Consider the following 20,747-nt stretch of genomic DNA (forward strand, 5'->3'; position numbering starts at 1 on the left):
GGGAAGCACATGCGCTACGGGGATCTTATTCAGTTCGAGCCGATTGAGTCGGTCATTCAGCTGCTCGACGCCAATCGGCCCAACGAGGCCAAGAAGCTCGTCGCGACCTATGTCATTTCCGATGACATGGCCGAGCGCATTGCCAAGCAGATGATCCCGCAGCTCTCCTTCGATGAGTCGGTTGACCATAAGGGTGTGCTGGTGGTCGGCAACTACGGCACCGGTAAATCGCACTTGATGTCGGTGCTGTCGCTGATCGCTGAAGACGCCGCCTATGTGCCGATGGTTCAGCACCCCAAAGTCGCCGAGGCGGCCGGCAGCATCGCTGGCAAGTTCAAGGTGCACCGCATCGAGATCTCCAGCCAGATGTCCCTGCGCGACATCATCACCCAGGAGCTGGAGATCTTCCTGGAGAAGCAGGGCGTCAGCTACGCTTTCCCGCCGGCCGACAAAGTCGTCAATAACAAAGCGGCGTTCGAGGAAATGATGGCCGCCTTTGACGAAGTACACCCTGGCAAGGGCGTGCTGCTGGTGGTCGACGAGTTCCTTGAGTTCCTACGCTCGCGCAAGGACCACGATCTGGTGCTGGATCTGTCCTTCCTGCGCGAGATCGGCGAAGTCACCAAGCACCTGCGTTTCCGTTTCGTGGCCGGCGTACAGGAAGCCATTTTCGACAACAGCCGATTCCAGCATGTTGCCGATAGCCTGCGCCGTGTGAACGAGCGCTTCACCCAGGTACTGCTGGCCCGTCAAGATGTCAGCTTCGTGGTCGCCGAGCGTCTGCTGAAAAAATCCGCTGACCAGCAGCACAAGATCCGCACCTACCTCACACCCTTCGCCAAGTTCTACCACAACATGAACGAGCGGATGGATGAATACGTGCGGCTGTTTCCGGTGCACCCGGACTACATCGGCACCTTCGAGCGTCTGATCTTTACCGAAAAACGCGGCGCATTGGTCACCCTGCGCGACCAGATCCAGGCCATCCTGGACGATGAAGTGCCCACCGACCGTCCAGGCCTGATCGGCTTCGACAAATTCTGGGAAACGGTCACATCCAACTCGGTACTGCGCTCGGACCCGAATATCGGCCCTGTACTCAATGTCGCTGAAGTGCTGGGCGAGCGTGTGCAAAAAGCGTTTTCTCGCCCCGCCTACAAGGCCATGGCCATTCGCGTCATCAAAGGCCTGTCGGTCCACCGCCTGACCACCGGCGGCGATATCTACGTGCCCGTTGGGCCGACGGCCGAAGAGCTGCGCGACACCCTCTGCCTGTACCAGCCCGGCATCGAGGACATGGGGGGCGAGCCGGCCGACGACCTGCTGACCGCCGTGCAAACCACCCTGCGCGAGATCGTCAAGACGGTGAACGGTCAGTTCATCTCCAAGGCGCCCGACACCGAGCAGTACTACCTCGACCTGAAGAAAGACGTCGACTACGACGCGCAAATCGAGAAGCGTGCCGAAGCCCTGTCCGACGATGCTCTGGATCGTGCCTACTACGGCGCCCTGATGCAGTTGATGGAGCGCGCCGAGGAAGACACCTACGTCACCGGCTACCGGATTTGGCAACACCAGGTGGAGTGGCAGGAGCGGCGCGTCGAACGCAACGGCTACCTGTTCCTTGGCGCCCCCAACGACCGGCCGACCGCCCAGCCGGAACGTGATTTCTACATCTACTTCATCCAGCCGTTCGAACCACCACGCTTTCGCGACGACAGCCGCAAGGATGAGGTGTTCTTCCGCCTGAAAGGCCTGGACGATGCCATCAAGCGCTATCTGGCCTGCTATGCCGCTGCCCAGGAGCTGGCATCCTCGGCCAGCGGTGGCGCCAAGTCGGTGTATCTGGACAAGGCGAAAGAAGCCCTACGCGACATGAGCAAGTGGCTGCAAGACAAGCAGATGACGGCCTTCGAAGTCACCTACCAGGGCAAGACCAAAACCCTGCAGGAGTGGGCCAAGGGCGTTTCCATGCGTGACAAGCTGCGCCTGGGGCCGGATGAGCGCGCCAACTTCCGTGACATCGTCAACGTGACCTCAGGCCTGGCCCTCGGCACTCATTTTGCTGACCTGGCACCGGAGTACCCAACGTTCTCGGCGCTGGTGACCGAAGCCAACCGCAAGCAGCTCATCGGCAACGCACTGAAGGCACTGGCCGGCGGCACCCGCACGAAGGACGCCATCGTCATCCTGGATGCCCTGGAGATGCTCGACGGCGACCGCATCGAGCCGACCCGCTCCCGTTATGCCCAGGAAGTCCTCAGCCGCCTCACCGCTAAGGGCCACGGCCAGGTTCTCAACCGCGCTGAGCTGATCAGTGGCGCCACCGACGTCGAGTTCTTTGCACCAGTACGCTTCCGCCTGGAGCCCGATCTGCTGATGGCCGTGCTGGGCGGGCTGGTCTACTCCGGTGACATCGTGCTCGCCATCACTGGCGACAAGATCGACTCCGGCAAACTCGCCCTGCTGGTCGAGCGCACCCTGGATGATCTGAAGACCTTCAAACACGTTGAAGCCCCCAAGGAGATCAATGTCGCCGTTCTTCGCTCATTGTTCGAGCTGCTGGGCCTGCCAAGCGGCTTTGCGCAGATGGCCACCCAGGGCAAGGAAGAGCCCGTCAAGGAGCTGCTAGAAGCCGTTGCCAAACTGGTCAATCGGGTGCTAACCGTGGGTACCGACCTGCAAACCCGCCTGAGCTTCTGGGGTCAGTCCCTGCTGCGTGAGGAAGAGCTGCGTGATTGGCGCAGCCGCCTGGAGGCCCTCAAGAGCTTCCTGGAAAGCCTGTCCCCCTACAACACCGTGGGCAAGCTGAAGAACCTGCGTATCACCCAGGCTGACATTGAGGCACAGCAAAAGAACCTGGACGTGCTCTCCGCCGTTGAGAAACTGCGTGATCTAGTCGCCGAGCTGGGTAGCGTGGCTGGCTACTTGTCCCAGGCGGAAATGGTCCTGCCGAGTGGCCACCCCTGGGTGCAGCAGGCTCAGTCGGCCCGCAAGGACATTCTCGACAAACTCGCACAGGACAAGAGTGCAGCCCAGGCCGCCACCTACCGCCAACAACTGGCAGGGCTCAAGAAGGACTATATCAACGCCTATGTGGCTCAGCACAGCAAGGCACGCCTCGGCGTAGCCGAGGACAAGACCAAAACCGCACTGCGCCGCGACTCGCGCATTACCACGCTGCGTGCACTGGCTGGTATTTCATTGATGCCTACCGGGCAGCTCACCAGCTTCGAAGATAAGCTCGACAAGCTCAAAAGCTGCGCCTCGCTGGTCGAAGCCGAGCTGGCCACCAGCCCGGTGTGCCCGCACTGTGGTTTCCGGCCGGCCAATGAGCAAGCCGATCTGCTGCCGGCCGCCAACGTACTCAAGGCCCTGGATGAAGAGCTGGACCGCCTGCTCGAAGGCTGGCAGCAAACCCTGCTGGACAACCTCGACGACCCCATCATCCAGGCCAACTTCGAGCTGCTGAAGGCCAGCCAACGCGAGCTGATTACCGCCTTCCTGGCGTCCAAAACACTGCCCGACCCGGTCACGCCGGAATTTGTGGCGACCATCCAGGAGGCACTGTCCGGCCTGGAGAAGATCCTGGTCACCGGCGACGACATCAAACAGGCACTGCTCGCCGGCGGCTCTCCGGCCACGCCTGAAGACCTGCGTCGTCGCTTCGAGTCTTTTATGACCGAACGCTGCAAGGGCAAGGACGCCAGCAAACTGCGATTTGTGGTGGAGTGAATCATGATTTCTAAATTTCTCTTCAAAAACTGGAAAAGCCACCGCGAATCGACTCTACATATCGATCCGCTCACCATTCTCATAGGTACAAATGCCAGCGGAAAATCCAACGCTTTGGATGCACTACTGTTCCTGAACCGGGTTGCGATGGGAGCGCAGCTAACTGCAGCATTGCAGGGTGAAGGCACGCAGATGGCTGTGCGCGGGGGGATCGAATGGGCGGCACGCAGGCCCGGCAACACGTTCTCGTTAGAGGTAACTGTTCGCGCAACCGAACAGATGGATTACGAGTACAGGCTCGACGGCCACGTGCTTGGAAACCGCTGTGATTTGCTCGCCGAACAACTTATCCGCATCAAGTATCGCGCTACAAAAGATGGTGCACGGAGCAGCGAGAGTGGCCGCATTAACCTTTTCACCACTGACTCCTGTGATGATCATTCGCCCACCATTGTGGCAAGACTGTATAACGAAAAGCGCGGCTCACCTCGCCCTTTGAGCCGCGCCAATGCTGTGCTCTATCAGCTCATGGGACAAAAGCCGCGCCAAGAGATTGAAGATGGTGTCGCTGCAGTTCTCGAAGCGCTGAAAAATATCTTTGTCCTTGATCCGATCCCTTCGCACATGCGGGGTTACTCAGCGCTATCGGAACGCCTGGAGCCTGACGCAGCCAATATCGCAGGAGTGCTGGCTGCACTGCCAGCAGACAAGAAAGAGGATATCGAAAGCACCCTCACCCGCTTCGCCAGCAAGCTTCCAGAGAAAGACATCCGTAAAGTATATGCAGAGCCAGTGGGCAAGTTCGGATCTGATGCCATGCTGTACTGCGACGAACATTGGGGCAATAGCAAAGAGAACGCAGCAGTGGACGCACGCGGCATGTCGGATGGTTCATTGCGCTTCTTGGCAATACTCACAGCTCTTCTTACCAGGCCGCAAGGGAGCCTTTTGATCATCGAAGAGGTAGATAACGGATTGCATCCATCACGGGCGCAACTGCTTCTCCACATGCTCAAAGAAGTTGGTGGTGAGCGAGAAGTCGATGTGGTTGTCACCACACACAACCCCGCACTGCTCGATGCAATGGGAACCGAAATGGTGCCATTCATCTCGGTTGCGCATCGTGACCCGACCACCGGGGACAGCCTGTTAACGCTGCTGGAGGACATTGCAGACCTCCCCAAACTCTTGGCGCAAGGTACTGTTGGCCGACTTTCCAGCCGAGGACTAATTGAAGCGAGTCTTCATTCGGAGCAGGGAAAGCAAGAGGCAGGCGTATGACCACCAAGAAGGTTTTGATCCTGGATACGTCTGTGCTGTGCTGCTGGCTAAGGATTCCCGGTAAGGAGACGGCGGGGCCGCTTGATGACCAGTGGACCCCAGAGCGCATTGATGCACTGATTGAAGAAGATAAGCAGCGGAGTACGTTTGTGTTACCGCTTGCCACACTGATAGAAACAGGGAACCACATTGCGCAAGCGGCAAACCGTCGCCACGAGTGCGCCATTGCGTTGGCGAGTCATCTTGCCGCCACCGCCGACGCGCAAACACCATGGGCGGCTTTCACCGATCAGTCCGCCCTCTGGGAGTCGGATCAACTAAAAGTCTTGGCTGAAAGTTGGCCTGGGCTAGCTGTGGGCGGCACATCCATTGGCGATGCAACCATCAAAGACGTTGCTGAACATTACGCCAAAGCAGGTTTTCATGTCGAAATTTTGACCGGTGATGCTGGACTCAAAGCCTATGAGCCTGCAAAGCCGCTGCCTGCGCCACCCCGTCGCCGCGCATCAAGGTGAGCAACGTGAAGACTCTGCTTATTTACATCCGCGCCAAACACCGTATGCAGTGGACACATTTGCGTCAGGCTTTGACCGAGCTAGACCTGATCAAGCAAGTTCATCACAAAAAGCTCAACGAGCTCCAGAGTACGGCAAATTTTTCATACGGACAGGCCCTAGATCTTACAGAGGCAGAATATGGACATTGAAACATCTGGAGCAATCAGGCTGTTCTTCCCCAACCCGTCATTGACGTTGGTGTATTTTGAAGCCGTTGCCAACGCTCTGGATGCTGGCGCAACTGAGGTGAGCATTGATATTGACGTGCACGCATTTGATAAGCCAGACACACTCAAGATAACTGTTTCGGACAACGGCGACGGCTTCACCGACGAAAATTTCGAGCGCTTCAGAAAGCTACTGCGACCCAGGGACAAGTTCCATAAAGGCATAGGGCGCTTGGTTTTTCTCAACTACTTCAACCGTGTTGAAGTGACTAGCACATGGGGAAGGTGCCACAGGCACTTCATCTTCAAAGATTCTTTTGATGGCAATGCACCCCTGGAAACTCTTGCAGCCGAGCAACCAGCCAAGACCACGCTGGAGTTCACTGGCTTTGCCAAGGACCGGGTTAAGTCCTACGACGACCTGAAGCCGGATGCACTAAAGCCGCTCTTGATCGAGCAGTTTTTGCCTACCTTGGACGCACGCAAGCGTGATGGGAAAGCCTTCAAGATTTCTATCAACCTGAAGACCAATGAAAGCAATGCGCAGAAGGAGTTCTTCCCGCACGAAACAACAATAACGGCAGACGACTTGCCGTCGATGACCAAGGTTACGATCCAGGACGATACGCTAGACGCCATCTCCAACATCGACATGTACTACCACATTGAACCGGTGACAGGTAAGGGGCGCTCACTGACCGCGTTCAGCATTGATGGACGAACGATACCAGCCAACCTAATACCACCATCGTCTTTTCCGGCGGGCTATCTATGTGTTTTTTTATTTGAATCTGAGATCTTCCACTCCAATGCGGACAGCTCAAGGCAAAAGCTTGTGCTGCCTGAAGGCATTCAAGAGGCACGCCTCTACCGCGTAATGCGCAAGGAGCTTGGCAAGGTACTTGCCGAACAGATTCCGTTAATCACAGAAAGAAACGCCAAGGTCAGGGCGAAATTTGAGGAGCAATTCCCTCACCTACTCGGCTACTTCGAGACAGATACCGTCGGCTTGATTGATCGTGACGATGCTTTAACCATCGCACAACAGCGTTTCTTCCGTGTTCAGAAAGATATTCTTCAGTGCGAACATCTGAGCGAGTCAGCTTACGAGAAATCGCTTGAACTCTCGTCCCGAACCCTCACCGAATACATCTTGTACCGGGAAAAAATTATCGGCCGCATGAAAGAAATGACAGCCGACAACGCCGAATCCGAGATCCACAACCTCATTGTCCCGAGGTTCAAAGAGTTCTCGCAGGATGCGATGCCGTCTGAGATTTACCAGAACAATGCTTGGCTGCTGGACGACAAGTTCATGGTGTTCCGAACCATTCTCAGTGAAAAGAGCATGGATACCGTCATCAATGCCATACGACTTGATGAAGAAAAGATCGGTGACACGGGACGACCTGATATCGCCATGATTTTCTCTGCGGACCCAAATGATGATGTGCCAGTAGATGTGGTAGTGGTAGAGATAAAGAAAAAGACTGACGAGGAAAAGGACAATTTCTACGCAGTCAACCAGCTACTTGATCGCGCAGGAAAGCTTGTGGCGCACTGCCAGAACATCCAAAGAGTTTGGTACTACGCGATCGTAGATATCAATGACACAGCAGCTTTTCGACTCCGGCAAATGAAGTGGACGCCGCTCTTCTCCAAAGGCAGGGTGTTTTATCAGGAATTTGAAACACCGCATCCAGACGGCCGCATTATTCCTACGCCCTCGTTTGTGGTTTCTTTCGATGCGATCGTAGCTGACGCGGAATGCCGTAACCACACGTTCCTGGAGATCCTGCGAGCCGGAATGAAGCAATATGCAGAAGATCAAAGCAGGTCCAGATCTTCGGCCGATGACTGATCAGGAAGACGAATTAGCATGAATGACCGATTTCATGACAGACACTCCAAAGCAAAAAGACTAGTGGAGTCACAATGACCAGGGAAGAACTGCTGGAGCGTCTGCAGTCCATCGAATGGGACGATATCGAGTTCAAGGAGGCAGGCTGGGCCGTGCCCAGGGATGCCTTGTCATCTGTCAGTGCATTTGCCAATACCGCTGGCGGTTACCTGGTGTTTGGCGTCAAGGAAGCCAACCGGACTTTCACTGTCACCGGTGTGATCGACGCAGACAAGGTACAGAACGACTTCCTGGGCCAGGTCAGGGACCGTAACAAGGTCAGTATCTTTTTGCCGATCAACGGCACGCTCCATACCCTGGAAGAAGGCACCGTCATCGTTTTCCACATTCCGGAGGCCGGTCGCAACGAGAAGCCGGTTTATATCGACGGCAATCCAAAAAAAGCCTATATCCGCCGTGGCGGCCGCGACGATACCTGCACGCCTGATGAGCTGATGCGGTTTATGCGCGACGCCGCTGCGGATCGCTTCGATGCCGAACCGCTCGACCTGGACATCACTCGATGCTTCGATCAGGCCACCGTTCGTTGGTATCGGGAACGCTTTACCGCAAGCAACCCCGGCAAGGACGGCGCGGATGACGACACCGCCTTTCTGCGCAGGTGGGGGTTTCTGGTAGAACGCAGTGGGAGCCTGAGGCCGACCCGAGCAGCCATTCTGGTGCTGGGTGCCGATGAATATGTGCGGCAAGTGCTACCGCGCATGAGTGTCGATCTGCAGCTCTATCGCTACACCTCCGAAGAGTACTCTCCCAGCATTCGCTGGGCCGACCGCCTCATGGTCGAAGAGAACCTGATCAAGTCCTGGCAGGCCGTGGTCGACTTCTACTTCCGGCACAGCGAGCGGCCGTTCTCAGTCGATGCCGCCACTCTGCGGCGCGATGACGACCCACCGGATTACATTTCCTTCCGTGAGGCTGCCATCAACCTGCTGATCCACCAGGACTTTGGTGATACCACACGGGTGCCGGTTATCCGCTTCTTCCGTGGACAAACCGATTTTTTCAATCCCGGTGATGCCTTCGCCTCGCGTGAGCAGTTGCTCGATCCGGGTGACAAAGAGGTTCGCAACCCGAGCATCGTCAATGCTTTCCGCCGTATTGGTCTATCCGACCAGGGTGGTACGGGGGTGGGCGCCATTTTCGAGAGCTGGCGTACCCTGGGGTTTGTCCCCCCGGTCATCGACAACAACAAGGCGGAGAAGAGCTTTCGCCTGCGGCTGTGCAAGGAAAAACTCATCTCCGAAGCCCAGATGCTGGCTCAGGCAAACCTGGGGGTCAGCCTGTCGCAACACGAAGCGGCGGTATTCGCCTACCTGACTCGCAAAGGTCAGATCGACCTGGCTGACATCAAAGGCCTGACTGGCCTTGGCAGCGCAGCAGCCCGGGAGCTTGCCCATCGACTGGCTGTACAAGTAGTTCTGGAGGAAGCCGACAACGCCCCCAAGCAGTTTGTCCTGGCCGAGCATTTGCGCGCACGGTTCGGGCAAGGAGAAGCCGAAACACCGTCGGAAAATCAGCAGGTTACTGTGACTGACCCTGATCAGGGCACGACTGAACAAGTACCTGAACAAGTCGGCCAGCCGGCTGTTGAACATGTTCAGACACTTGTTCAGTTGACCGACACCCAGTGGCAGGTCGTCAGCCACGCCGACGTGCCCCGCTCACTGGCCGAACTGATGGAGCACACCGGCTATAGCCAGCGCCCCTACTTCAAGGCCCAGCACGTCGAACCCTTACTGACCGGCGGGATTCTGCGGATGACCGTGCCGGACAAACCCCGCTCATCCAAGCAGCGCTACGTGCTGACCGAGGCGGGCATCAAACTCAGAGCCTGGCATGCCGATCAGCAGGCCACGAAACAACGGACGAATACCCATGAAAACGACTGACTCTTTGGACTTGAGATCAGAAGCCACAGCTGGCCCGGTCGAATGCCTGGGCCAAACCTTCCCCAGCGATCAGGCTCGCCGGGAGCATTATCTGAAGCTGCTGGCTGAAAAGCTGAAAGATCCGGAATTCCGCAAGCAGGAAGGTTTTCCGCAGGGCACCGATGAGGCGATCCTGGCGATGTCTGATCCGCCTTATTACACCGCGTGCCCGAACCCATGGTTGGAGGAGTTTGTCGAGCGCTATGGAAAGCCATATAACCCTGAGACACATTACGCAAAAGAGCCGTTTGCAGTTGACGTATCTGTCGGAAAATCTGACCCAGTATATAAAGCACACTCATATCATACGAAGGTGCCTCACCTTGCCATTATTCCGTCGATCCTCCATTACACTGATCCTGGTGACATAATTTTTGATGGTTTTGCTGGTTCAGGCATGACCGGTGTGGCAGCACAGTGGTGCGGCTGCGCATCGGCAGATCAGAAATACGAGCTCGAAGCTGACTGGAAACTACAAGGCAAGGGCGCCCCAAAATGGGGGGCACGCCGCGCAGTCCTTAGCGACTTATCCCCTTTAGCAACATTTATTACCGCCAATTACAATCTTTCGTTAGATATACAAGTTTTCACCGAGACCGCTTCTAGGCTCCTTGCAGAGCTGGAGGAGGAGCTAGGTTGGATGTATGAAACACACCAGGAGGATAGATCGGGCACTATCGATTTTACGGTTTGGTCAGAGGTGTTGGCCTGCCCAGAGTGTGCAGGAGAGATTGTGTTTCATGACCACGCTCTTGACGAAGAGACCGCGCGCGTTAAAGACTCCATTAAGTGCCCGCACTGCAGCTCAGATCTTGGAAAGAAAGATCTTGATCTGGTTTTTGAGACGATTTCAGACAAAGGAACAGCCGAGTTCCGCAAACGACCAAAAAGAAAACCCGTACTTTTACGCGCAACGATAGGGTCAAAGAAAGTTACGAAAGCGATAGAAGCAAGCGATCTAGATCTATTGAAAAAAATAGAAGATCTTCCATTCCCGAAAAATGCACCTACCAATGACTTCCCCGACATGCAGATGATGCGAGTCGGCAGAATGAAAACTACGAATGTTTCAAACATTCATGACCTATTTCTCCCCAGAGCACTACATGTTCTTTCAAGATATTTTGATAAGGTTAATAGCTTAAGTGACGAATCAATAAAAAGACCTTTGAAGGTAATTGCACAGCATCAGTTTGTTAACGCATCAATTATGAATCGTTACAGACCAGCCTCTTCCTTCGGAAACTCACCCTTAACCGGCGTGTATTACGTTTCGTCCTTAATCGCAGAAGCAAACGTTATTAGCTTGCTGCGCGGCAGCGTAAACAGAATAAAAAGGATGGAGAAGTCAGGCTGGGCAAAAACATCCGACTGGGGTAAAAATGTTGCAATCTCAACAGCGAGCGCGACAAAAATATCGCTACCAAAAAATTCTATCGACTACATTTTCACAGACCCACCCTTTGGAGAAAACATTTACTACTCAGATTTAAACTTTTTGGGAGAATCATGGCATGGCGTGGTGAGCGACTCAAACCCTGAGGCTATCATCGACCGGGTAAAAGGAAAAAAGGTACTAGAATACCAACACTTAATGCAGAAGTGTTTTTCTGAGTACTATCGTGTCTTGAAACCAGGCCGGTGGATGACGGTGGTTTTTTCTAATAGTCGAGCAGCTGTTTGGAACGCAATCCAAGTGGCTTTGCAGCAGGTCGGATTTGTTGTAGCAGAAGTCACGACACTTGATAAAGTCCATCTGACATTTCAACAGGCAATGTCGCCAAATGCAGTTAAGCAAGACTTGGTGATATCAGTTTATAAGCCCAACGGAGGTCTAGAGGATCGCCTCGCCAAAAATGGTCCGACTGTAGACTCGGCTTGGGATTTTGTGCGAACCCATCTTAACAACTTGTCGGTAGTCAAAGCTCGCAACGGAGAGCTGGAGTTCATTGTAGAGCGAGACCCACGCCGAATTTTCGACCGAATGGTGGCTTGGTTCGTAAGACACGATGCGCCGGTACCTATTTCTAACGATGAGTTTCTTTCTGGACTGCGCATGCGTTTCCCTGAACGTGACGGCATGGTCTTTTTGCCAGAACAAATAGCCGAGTACGACAAGAAACGCGCCCAAGTGACCCAGGCACCACAGATGGAACTGTTTGTTTCTGATGAGCGCAGCGCCATCGACTGGCTGACCAATTTCCTCAAGCGACGCACGTCAACCTATCAGGAGATCCATCCTGAGTTCACTGCTCAGTTAGGGGCGGGGTGGAAAAAACACGAGCTAAGACCAGAACTATTGGCATTACTTGAAAGTAATTTTCTAAAATATGACGGCACAGAAGAAGTGCCCAGCCAGATCCATAGCTACCTGTCCACCAACCACAAGGATTTGCGTGGCCTGGAGAAGAGCGATCCGCGTCTGATCGCCAAAGCCAAAGACCGTTGGTTTGTGCCTGATCCGAACAAAGCACAGGATCTGGAGAAAAAGCGCGAAAGAGCACTGCTCAAGGAGTTCCAGGTGTATCAGGCCTTCACTGGCCGTCGCATCAAGGAATTCCGCCTGGAAGTACTGCGCGCCGGCTTCAAGGAGGCCTGGGGCAAGAAGGACTACCAGACCATCATTGCCGTGGCCAAGAAGATCCCCGACGAGGCGCTGCAGGAAGATGAAAAGCTGCTGCTCTGGTATGACCAGGCACTGACTCGCACCGAGGACGGCTTGTGATTCTAGCGGTGTGCCGTAATCCACTGATCAGCACCACCCGGCATGTCTGGGCGGTGCTCGGTCGCCCCTGGGATCAAGTTGGGACCAAGTTGGGACCAAGTCGAAGTGAGTTCACCGGGGTAGTCGCCGGGGAAGTTACCGGGGAAGTTCGCCGCGCCTTTGAAGCGACGGCGGACGCGGTCAAGCACAATGAGACTAACCCCCTGCCGAGTCTGCGGATTGGGGGCAGCCAATGACACAACCGCTGCACGATTACAGTATTGGCGATTGGTGCTGGTTCATCCGGCAGGCGACCCCGTGCCGCGTTGTTGAACGCCAAGACGTGTGGGGCGAGGTGGCCTATCGCGTATGGCTGCCGGCCAAGAACACAGTGGTACGTGCCCGCGCCCAGGATCTCGGTGATCTGGCAGCGGTGCGCCCGGCGGTTGAGCAGATCCTGCATACGGCGGCATCCGCAAAGCTGCTGGATGCCCTGGAAGACAACCTGCTGCTGGCCCCCATCCAATCCAGTGTGGTGCCACTGCCCCACCAGCTGTACGCGCTGAACCGGGCCATGAGCCGCGACCGCATTCGCTACCTGCTGGCGGACGAGGTGGGCCTGGGCAAGACCATCGAGGCCGGCCTGATCCTGCGCGAGCTGAAACTGCGCGGCATGGTGCGACGGGTGCTGGTGGTGGCCCCCAAAGGCCTGATCCGGCAATGGCAGGCGGAGATGCGTTTGCATTTCGGCGAGCACCTGCGCTTTATCGAAGCCACCGAGCTGGCAGCCTTTCGCGCCTGGCGCGCTGAGGGCACCCAGAACGACGACAACCTCTGGACAATGCACGACCAGGTGATCGTGTCGCTGGACTCGGTCAAGCCCATTGATGGCCGCCGTGGCTGGAGCCAGGAACAACTCAACAGCTACAACCGCGAGCGTTTCGAAGATCTGGTTTCCGCCGGCTGGGATCTGGTGATTATTGATGAGTCCCACCGCATGGGTGGCAGTACCGACCAGGTCGCCCGCTACAAGCTGGGCGCTGCGTTGGCAGAAGCTGCCCCCTACCTGTTGCTGCTGTCCGCTACGCCACACCAGGGCAAGACCGATCAGTTTTTGCGCCTGATGCAGTTGCTAGACCGCGAGGCCTTTGTTGATGAGGGCAGCATCCACCGTGACCGGGTGCAGCCCTTTGTCATCCGCACCGAAAAGCGGTCCGCCATCAACGCCGATGGCCAGCCCCTGTTCAAGCCACGCTCTACGCGGCTGCAGGCGGTTGCCTGGCAGGCACGGCACACCGCGCAGAAGCAGCTGTATGACGCAGTCACCGACTATGTGCGCCACGGCTACAACCAAGCCATGGCCGCCAAGCAGCGCCACATCGGGTTTCTGATGATCCTGATGCAACGGCTTGTGACCTCCAGCACCGCAGCCATCCGTGCCACGCTGGAAAGACGCCAGGCCTTGCTGGATGCGCCGCAGCCACAGGCCAACCTGTTCGATAACGTGGACCTGGACGAATGGGCTGAACTCGACGGGCAGTCACAACTCGACGTGGCGCTGCAGGCCAGCAACTGGGAGCAGGAAAAGGCCGAAGTCGAGATGCTGCTTGATCTGGCCCGGGAAACCGAACGGCAAGGCACCGATGCCAAGGCCGAAGCGCTGCTGGAACTGATCTACAAGCTGCAACAGGAAGAGAACGACCCAGAACTGAAAGTGCTGGTGTTCACCGAGTTCGTGCCCACCCAGGCCATGCTGGCCGAGTTTCTGGAAAGCCGTGGGTTTTCCTTTGTCTTGCTTAACGGCGGCATGGATCTGGAGGCGCGCACCCGCGCCCAGCAGGCATTTTCCCGTGATGTTCGAGTGCTGATCTCCACCGACGCTGGTGGTGAGGGCCTCAACCTGCAGTTCTGCCATGTGATCGTCAACTTCGATATGCCCTGGAACCCGATGCGCCTGGAGCAGCGAATCGGCCGCGTTGACCGCATTGGCCAGCCCCATGTGGTGCGTGCCATCAACTTTGTACTGGAAGACACGGTAGAGCACCGGGTTCGCGAGGTGCTGGAGCAGAAGCTGGAGATCATTGCCCAGGAGTTCGGTGTTGATAAAGCCGCCGACGTGATGGACTCCGTGGAAGTCGAGCCGCTGTTTGATGAGCTGTTTGTGAATGGCCTGCAAGACCCAGAATCCATCGACAAGGAGTGCGACGCGGTCATCAACCAGGTACGCGAGAAAGTGGCCGCGAGCCGCGCTGATACGGATTTGCTGACCGATGATCACCCGCTGGAAGCGGTTGAGTCCCAGAAGTGGCGGGACCACCCGGCGCAGTACTGGCTGGAGCGTGCGGTAACAACCGGCTTGCCCACCCGTGGCGGCGCAGCGGAGCAGTCAGGCCATACCTGGCGTTTAGTGTGGGCCGATGGCAGTGAATCTTTCCCGGTCTGCTTCGATGCGCGAACCACTGAGCAGAACCCGGAGATGGAGTGGATCACGCTGGAAGACCCCCGAGCCCGTGCGCTGATCGGCGACCTGCCGCGCTGCGTGGCCGGCCAGCCGCTGCCTGTCGTACAGGTAACCGGTCTGCCTGACACCGTGCAGGGTACCTGGTCGCTGTGGAGCGTTAGCCTGGCGGCTTCCAACAGCTCGGCCAACTTCACCCGGCGTCGTTTCCTGCCGGTCTTTGTTACCGATGATGGCCGCAGCTTTGTTCCCACCGCCAAGCGGATCTGGGATCTGTTGCTGACCGAAGAGGTGCGCCTGACGGCAGACCCGGACAGTGAGCACGCAGCCGCACTCTTTGAGCAATCGCTGACGGCAGCCAAAGGTCAGGGTGAGCGGCTATTCTCCGAGCTGCTGGAAGAGCACCGAACCTGGCTTGCCGAGGAACGTGAGCGCGCCCGCTATGCCTTCGAGTCGCGCTTTCAGGCCATTGGCCGAATCGGCCTGCCTGCCGTCCGCGAACACCGGCGTAAGCGTCTTGAAACCGAACATCAGGCCCGTATGGCAGATCTGGCGGAAGCAGAAGCCTGCACGCCAGAACTGAATGCCGTGCTGATACTGCGCATTGGCTCGGCGGGAGGGGCCGCCGCATGACGTACTTATCCAAGGACAACGTCGCCCATCGCAGCACGCTGCTGGCTGATCGCATTCTGAAGGAGTTCCCGTCCGACTTGGCCCGGCTGTGGATTGTAGCGGACCCAGACAACGTGCTGCTGGACGAGCAGGTACTGGCCGGACTGCGTGAACGTGGCTTCGAGGTGCTGCCGTTTGAGGACAGTGTCGCCTTTCGAGCCGAGTACGAAGACCGCTACCGCGCCGCCTGGGAGGCAGGGGAGCCCAATGCACCCAGCGCCCTGGTTATCCAGGTGCGCGATTCCAGCACGGCGGAGTTGCCCTGGGATTACTTACGCCAGGCGCGCAAGGTTAGTCTCTCGCTCGCAGAGCTGTTTCCAAAGCTCAGCTATACGGTGCTGAGGCAGTTGGGTAGTGAGATCCTGCCGTCGCTGTTCGAGGTGCAGGCGCGCCATGCGACTCAAGCGATGGGCGAAGCCGCCACCAAAGAATTTGTGCTGACGCACATCTACCGGGTAAGCCCCCACCTGATTACCCGGCCAGAGGATTTGTGGCGTGAGCTGCTCCGGCTGCACTACCGTGAGACGCTGTTGCCTCAGACCTTGGCCGAGCACATTCAACAGGTGTTGGCTGACCGGCCGGTGTTCGCCAGCAGCCCGATTGCCGAGCTGTTCTCCAACAGAAGTTTTGCGCTGCGTGTGGTACAGGACGCCTGGTACCGCTACCTCAAGAAACTGGGACTGATCGGCAGACGCACGGCGGAGCCGGTAGCGCCGGACTATATACCGCAGCTCGATATTCCCTTCGAGCATCACGACATCCGCGCAATCGTTGATTCGATGTTCCTGGACGGCACGCTGCACCCGCTGGCCATTCAGGGCGTACCGGTCAGCTTGCCGGAGTGGGCAAAAGCCGGGGTGGTGCAGGACCCCGCAGCGATGCGCAACCTGGTGCTGGAGGGGATCAAGAGCCTCAGTGAAGAGCTGCCTGGCACCACATCGTCTCACAGGGATTGGACCCACTTTGCCCGGCGCCTAGGCGAAGTGATCTCGCGTTTCCACAGTCTGGATGCCGTGCGCGCAGATGGTCTGAAGGCGGACATGAAGGACCTGGTGGCTCGCGCCGACAGTGCACTGCAAACCTGGGTACAGGCGCACTACGCTGACCTACCTTCCCTGCCCGCTGCCAAGGGGCCGGTGATGGTGCATCAGGTGCCTCGCTACCTGGCGATGCGTCGAGCCAACGGTGAGGAAAAAATTGCGCTGGTCGTTTTCGACGGGTTGGCTGTCGATCAGTGGACACAAATTCGCGAAAACCTTATCCAGCATGCGCCGCGTTTGATGTTTGATGAAAACGCCTGCTTTGCCTGGCTGCCCACGCTGACGTCCATTTCCAGGCAGGCGTTATTCTCCGGCCTGCGCCCACGCGAGTTCGCCGAGCACATTGAGACAACCTCAAAAGAACCTCAGCACTGGACCCGGTTCTGGCAGGACCAGGGATTGCGTGCCAATGAGATCCTCTATCGAAAGGCGATCAAGCGCACTGATGAGCTGCCGGAGTTGCAGGAGCTGCTCTCGAATCCTGCCCTGAAAGTCGCCGGCCTGGTGGTGGATACCGTGGATGAAATCATCCACGGAGCCGTGCTCGGCAAACGCGGCGTGGCTGCGCAAATCAACAGCTGGTGTGAGTCGGGGTTTGTTGATCAGCTGTTTGCGATGCTGCTCGACCAGGGCTTCCATATCTACCTGACGGCCGACCACGGCAATGCAGAGGCCGTGGGCATTGGCCGCCCAAATCAGGGGGTTGCCTCGGAGCTGCGCGGCGAACGGGTGCGCACCTATCGCAGTGAAACCATGATTGCCGAGACAGAAACTGCGATACCGGACAGCTTTCGTCTCGATATCGCTGGCCTGCCGGCCAACTTTATGCCGCTGTTTGCAGGAGAGCGCGGAGCCTTTGTTCCAAAGGGTGACCAGGTAGTGGTCCACGGTGGCATGTCCCTGGAAGAACTTATCGTGCCCTTTGTGAAAGTGAGTTACGTCAATTGAATACGATCAATCCGCCTGCCCCAAAAATCGGCTTCGACCGCTACATAGCGCTGGAGTGGGCGTCAGCGGCTTTACGGGTGCGTGCCGGCCTGGCTGAACCCGATGACTTGAATGCCCTGCTGGATGAGGCTGGGCTCGGCGTGGCGGCGCGCAAAAAGACGCGCACCGTACTGAATCGCCTATGGCTTGAACCACGACCGGAACTGATCAGCTTCGCTGAACGCGGTATCGCCATTTACAAAGCCAACCCTGGCGTCCCAACCGCTGCCCTGACCTGGGGAATGGCAATCGCCAGTTACCCATTCTTCGGCAAGGTCGCTGAATTGGTGGGCCGCTTGTCCGCACTCCAGGGAGACTGCACTTCGTCAGAAATTCAGCGGCGCATGAGTGAGATCTACGGCGAGCGGGAAGGCACCTACCGCATGACCAACATGGTCCTGCAGTCGCAAGCCAGTTGGGGGGTCATCGAGCGCGTGGAAAAAGGCAAGCGTCTGGTACGCCTGAAACCCCTGGTGCTCAATGATGCCGAGACCATCGCCTGGCTGATTGAGGCTGCCTTGCGCTACGGCGGTAAATCGGTGTCTGTGGCGGCTCTGTCGTCCCTGGCCGTGCTTTATCCATTCGTTCTCGATCAACCGCTGGGCTACCTGGCGTCACAAAGCCCAAACCTGACGCTGCACGCCCAAGGCCCTGGCAGCCAGCTAGTAGGCTTGCGGACAGAAGACTAAGACCGGCCTCAGGCCCGATGAACACACGAAAGGAGCTGACGACATGAGTGCCGGTGAGGACGAAAACCTACCGACTCAAGAGAATGGTCAACTTGAGCCGTTCTTCATCACCGAAGACGTTGAAGCAGAGCTTATCGCGGCAGGCTACGAGTTTGAGCCACCAAACCATATGCAGACGACAGGCACCGCCTGCCTGAGCCAGACTACCGGCTCTTCGACGTAGTAGCCTGAGATCGAACCACGCCATCCAACTGTCAAGGAATCCTTGTCAGTTGGATATGAGCATTCCGAGGGCAGCAGTCAAGGAATCCTTGAAGACTCAAATGGCCACCAGCGAAGCGCGCCTGACTGTACTGAAAAGCAGGCGGAATCAGTACAGTAGCGGTACACTCACCCGTTCTGGCCATCTTCGCAAAATTACGCTAACCTACTGTCACGTAAATACTTTTAGCTTTTCTGGCTTACGGTAGATTACCCCTGATTTTGCTGGGCTTGCAGTGTTGCTTGCAAACTCATAATCGATTGGTCGCCCGTTCAAGTCGGGCAGGGGCCACCATACAGACACTGAAAAAAGCCAGTTGCAGCAATGCACTGGCTTTTTTTTGTGCCGCCTGTGTGCCGTTTTGCGCACGCCTGAAAGCTCCCGGGATACTCAGGGGATACCGCAGCGTCACCCATCGGCCGTTCAAAGCCCCCTACCCTGCCAAAGTTCCTATAGCCACTTCATGGTTGACGGATTGCTCGGACTCCACCGCCAGCTTGACTGAGGCTTCTTTAAACTCAGCGGTATAGGCTTTCTTCTGACTCATGATACACACCTTCTCTGGGCAGGTGATCTTACCTGCGTCTGTGTGTCCGGGGAACTATGCCTTGCCGAGTGACTTTCCGAAGTGGCGCACGGTGCACTCGTATTTCACCATCTGGAGTGAGCCGCGTGACTGCGGTAGCCTGCTTGAGCAGGCACTCAAAAAATCAGGTTGGCGCGGCCCGCGAGAGACAGGGGCGCAACGCTTGCAGCAGGTTCTTGATCGTGGACGCGCAGAGCGTCAAGAACACCGATAGTGCCAGGCAGAAAGGCTACGATGCGGGCAAGAAAGTATCGGGGATCAAGCGGCACATTGCGGTCGATACTCAGGGTTTGCCACATGCAGTCGCCGTGACGACAGCGAACGTGACGGATCGGAAGGGAGCGCTGAACGCCTTTGAACGATGACAGTCAGGGTTAGGGCAAGTCGAGAGTGTCTTGGTAGATAGCGCCTACACAGGTAAGCCGTTTGCCCAAGGAGTACATGAGATCCTGGGGGCCACGGTGCAGGTGGCCAAGCGCAGCGAACTCCACACCTTCAAGGTCATCCCCAAACGCTGGGTGGTAGAGCGCAGCTTCGCCTGGCTGGAAAAGAATCGGCGGCTGTGGAAGAACTGCGAGCGGCTACTTAACACCAGTCTGCAGTTCATTCACTTGGCTTTCTTGAGCCTTTTGCTTAAAAGACTTTGAACAGGTTCTAAGGGCGACGATAGCCGCCATCAGCACTCCGAAGCCGGCGGCAAGGCGGGTACCGATATTGATGTGTCTGAACAACCTGGGTTCCTCGGTCAGTATGATTATTGTTATCTGGCCCCCGGCTATCGGCCGCGGCACAATAATCTTGACCCGGAACCCGCCGGCTCAGGCTACCGCCGTCAGCCGCAGCAGGCCGTGGGCCAGGCGGGTGGCGGGCACCTCCAGCCCCAATTGTTCCGCCCGGCGCAGCACGGCGCCGCTGATGGCGTCCAGCTCCAGCTCCCGCCCCTTCTCCTTGTCCACCAGCATGGAAGTCTTGATGGCGTCGAAGTTGCGGATCAGGGCATACATCTCGTCCACGTCGGTCTTGCCCAGGCTGACGCCGTCGGCCGCCGCCACGGCGGCGGTTTCCGCCATCATCTGGTAGACGCTGCGGCCCAGCTGCGGATGATGGCTGAGGCGGCGGGTGTCCAGCCCGGTGAGGGCCGAAAGCGGGTTGACGCCGTTGTTGATGATGAGCTTGCGCCACAGCTCACGGCGAATGTCCACCACTACCCGGGTGGGAATGCCGGCCTGTTCAAAACATTGGCGCAGCTGCTCCAGCAGGCCGGCCTGGGCACGGCGTTGCTGGGGCCAGGCGCCCATGATCACCTGGGCCGGGCCGTCCGCCTGCACCAGCCCCGGCGCCACTATATGGCCGCCGATACGCACCGCCAGTCCGCCCAGGGTCCGCGCCTCTCCCACCACCTCGCTGATAAGGGGTTCGTTGTCCACCCCGTTTTGCAGCGACAGCACCGGCACCGTGCTGGTGGCCAGCCAGTCCGCCAGCTCCGCCATCAGGGGGCCGGTGGCCTGGGACTTCATCGCCAGCACAACCAGGTCGAAGTCGCCGCTGGCGCAGGTCTCGCGCAGGCTGGCTACATCCAGCGCCGCCACCGGCTGGCTGAACCGGAAATCCTCGTGCTCCACTCTGAGCCCCTGTTGCTGCATGGCGGCCAGGTGCTCGCCCCGGGCCACCAGCACCACCTGGTGGCCCGCCTGCTGCAGCCGGGCACCGTAATAGCAGCCGATACCGCCGGCGCCGATAATCAAAAACCTCATCTCTTC

12 protein-coding genes and 1 pseudogene are annotated in these 20,747 nt (G+C 57.4%); 12 read left to right on the top strand and 1 reads right to left on the bottom strand.

Annotated elements, in window-relative coordinates; all coding sequences use genetic code 11:
• Positions 1-9 precede the first annotated feature (9 nt).
• From C7I36_RS07620 to C7I36_RS07675, 12 genes and pseudogenes are all read left to right on the top strand, one after another.
• Positions 10-3,735 carry a DUF6079 family protein gene (locus C7I36_RS07620; protein WP_106453122.1) on the top strand — a complete coding sequence of 1,242 codons (3,726 nt, stop codon included), beginning with the start codon at positions 10-12 and terminating at the stop codon, positions 3,733-3,735.
• Positions 3,736-3,738: 3 nt separating this feature from the next.
• Positions 3,739-5,016 carry an AAA family ATPase gene (locus tag C7I36_RS07625; protein ID WP_106453123.1) on the top strand — a complete coding sequence of 426 codons (1,278 nt, stop codon included), beginning with the start codon at positions 3,739-3,741 and terminating at the stop codon, positions 5,014-5,016.
• Positions 5,013-5,531, top strand: a complete 519-nt coding sequence (locus tag C7I36_RS07630; protein WP_106453124.1) for a hypothetical protein — start codon at positions 5,013-5,015, stop codon at positions 5,529-5,531. The genes C7I36_RS07625 and C7I36_RS07630 overlap by 4 nt, the downstream gene beginning before the upstream one ends.
• 5 nt (positions 5,532-5,536) lie before the next feature.
• Entirely contained in the window at positions 5,537-5,722 is a 186-nt protein-coding gene (locus C7I36_RS07635) for a hypothetical protein (RefSeq protein ID WP_106453125.1), read from the top strand.
• Positions 5,712-7,601 carry an ATP-binding protein gene (locus C7I36_RS07640; protein ID WP_106453126.1) on the top strand — a complete coding sequence of 630 codons (1,890 nt, stop codon included), beginning with the start codon at positions 5,712-5,714 and terminating at the stop codon, positions 7,599-7,601. The genes C7I36_RS07635 and C7I36_RS07640 overlap by 11 nt, the downstream gene beginning before the upstream one ends.
• A 74-nt stretch (positions 7,602-7,675) precedes the next feature.
• Complete coding sequence (locus C7I36_RS07645; RefSeq protein ID WP_106453127.1) at positions 7,676-9,550, top strand: RNA-binding domain-containing protein; 1,875 nt, start codon at positions 7,676-7,678, stop codon at positions 9,548-9,550.
• Positions 9,537-12,314: a DNA methyltransferase gene (locus C7I36_RS07650; protein ID WP_106453128.1), complete on the top strand. Its 2,778-nt coding sequence runs from the start codon at positions 9,537-9,539 to the stop codon at positions 12,312-12,314. The genes C7I36_RS07645 and C7I36_RS07650 overlap by 14 nt, the downstream gene beginning before the upstream one ends.
• A gap of 232 nt (positions 12,315-12,546) precedes the next feature.
• Complete coding sequence (locus C7I36_RS07655; RefSeq protein WP_106453129.1) at positions 12,547-15,384, top strand: DEAD/DEAH box helicase; 2,838 nt, start codon at positions 12,547-12,549, stop codon at positions 15,382-15,384.
• Complete coding sequence (gene pglZ / locus C7I36_RS07660) at positions 15,381-17,411, top strand: BREX-3 system phosphatase PglZ (RefSeq protein ID WP_106453130.1); 2,031 nt, start codon at positions 15,381-15,383, stop codon at positions 17,409-17,411. The genes C7I36_RS07655 and pglZ overlap by 4 nt, the downstream gene beginning before the upstream one ends.
• Positions 17,408-18,139 carry a hypothetical protein gene (locus tag C7I36_RS07665; RefSeq protein ID WP_219899617.1) on the top strand — a complete coding sequence of 244 codons (732 nt, stop codon included), beginning with the start codon at positions 17,408-17,410 and terminating at the stop codon, positions 18,137-18,139. The genes pglZ and C7I36_RS07665 overlap by 4 nt, the downstream gene beginning before the upstream one ends.
• Before the next feature lie 43 nt (positions 18,140-18,182).
• Entirely contained in the window at positions 18,183-18,362 is a 180-nt protein-coding gene (locus tag C7I36_RS07670) for a hypothetical protein (RefSeq protein ID WP_106453131.1), read from the top strand.
• Between the two features lie 644 nt (positions 18,363-19,006).
• A pseudogene (locus C7I36_RS07675) lies at positions 19,007-19,634 on the top strand (IS5 family transposase); the annotation flags it as partial.
• A gap of 171 nt (positions 19,635-19,805) precedes the next feature.
• Here the strand turns inward: C7I36_RS07675 and C7I36_RS07680 are convergent.
• On the bottom strand, positions 19,806-20,741 hold the full coding sequence (locus C7I36_RS07680) for a ketopantoate reductase family protein (protein WP_106453132.1): 936 nt from the start codon (positions 20,739-20,741) through the stop codon (positions 19,806-19,808).
• Between the last annotated feature and the right edge of the window lie 6 nt (positions 20,742-20,747).

The sequence above is a fragment of the Zobellella taiwanensis genome (genome assembly GCF_003012795.1).
In the GTDB taxonomy this organism is placed as follows: Bacteria; Pseudomonadota; Gammaproteobacteria; order Enterobacterales; family Aeromonadaceae; genus Oceanimonas; species Oceanimonas taiwanensis.

Bases quoted from the DNA above. Each gene is read 5' to 3' on its own strand.
- C7I36_RS07670 (WP_106453131.1), top strand. From the start codon at position 18,183: ATGAGTGCCGGTGAGGACGAAAACCTACCGACTCAAGAGAATGGTCAA.
- C7I36_RS07645 (WP_106453127.1), top strand. From the start codon at position 7,676: ATGACCAGGGAAGAACTGCTGGAGCGTCTGCAGTCCATCGAATGGGAC.
- C7I36_RS07625 (WP_106453123.1), top strand. From the start codon at position 3,739: ATGATTTCTAAATTTCTCTTCAAAAACTGGAAAAGCCACCGCGAATCG.
- C7I36_RS07620 (WP_106453122.1), top strand. From the start codon at position 10: ATGCGCTACGGGGATCTTATTCAGTTCGAGCCGATTGAGTCGGTCATT.
- C7I36_RS07680 (WP_106453132.1), bottom strand. From the start codon at position 20,741: ATGAGGTTTTTGATTATCGGCGCCGGCGGTATCGGCTGCTATTACGGT.
- C7I36_RS07655 (WP_106453129.1), top strand. From the start codon at position 12,547: ATGACACAACCGCTGCACGATTACAGTATTGGCGATTGGTGCTGGTTC.
- pglZ (WP_106453130.1), top strand. From the start codon at position 15,381: ATGACGTACTTATCCAAGGACAACGTCGCCCATCGCAGCACGCTGCTG.
- C7I36_RS07650 (WP_106453128.1), top strand. From the start codon at position 9,537: ATGAAAACGACTGACTCTTTGGACTTGAGATCAGAAGCCACAGCTGGC.
- C7I36_RS07640 (WP_106453126.1), top strand. From the start codon at position 5,712: ATGGACATTGAAACATCTGGAGCAATCAGGCTGTTCTTCCCCAACCCG.
- C7I36_RS07630 (WP_106453124.1), top strand. From the start codon at position 5,013: ATGACCACCAAGAAGGTTTTGATCCTGGATACGTCTGTGCTGTGCTGC.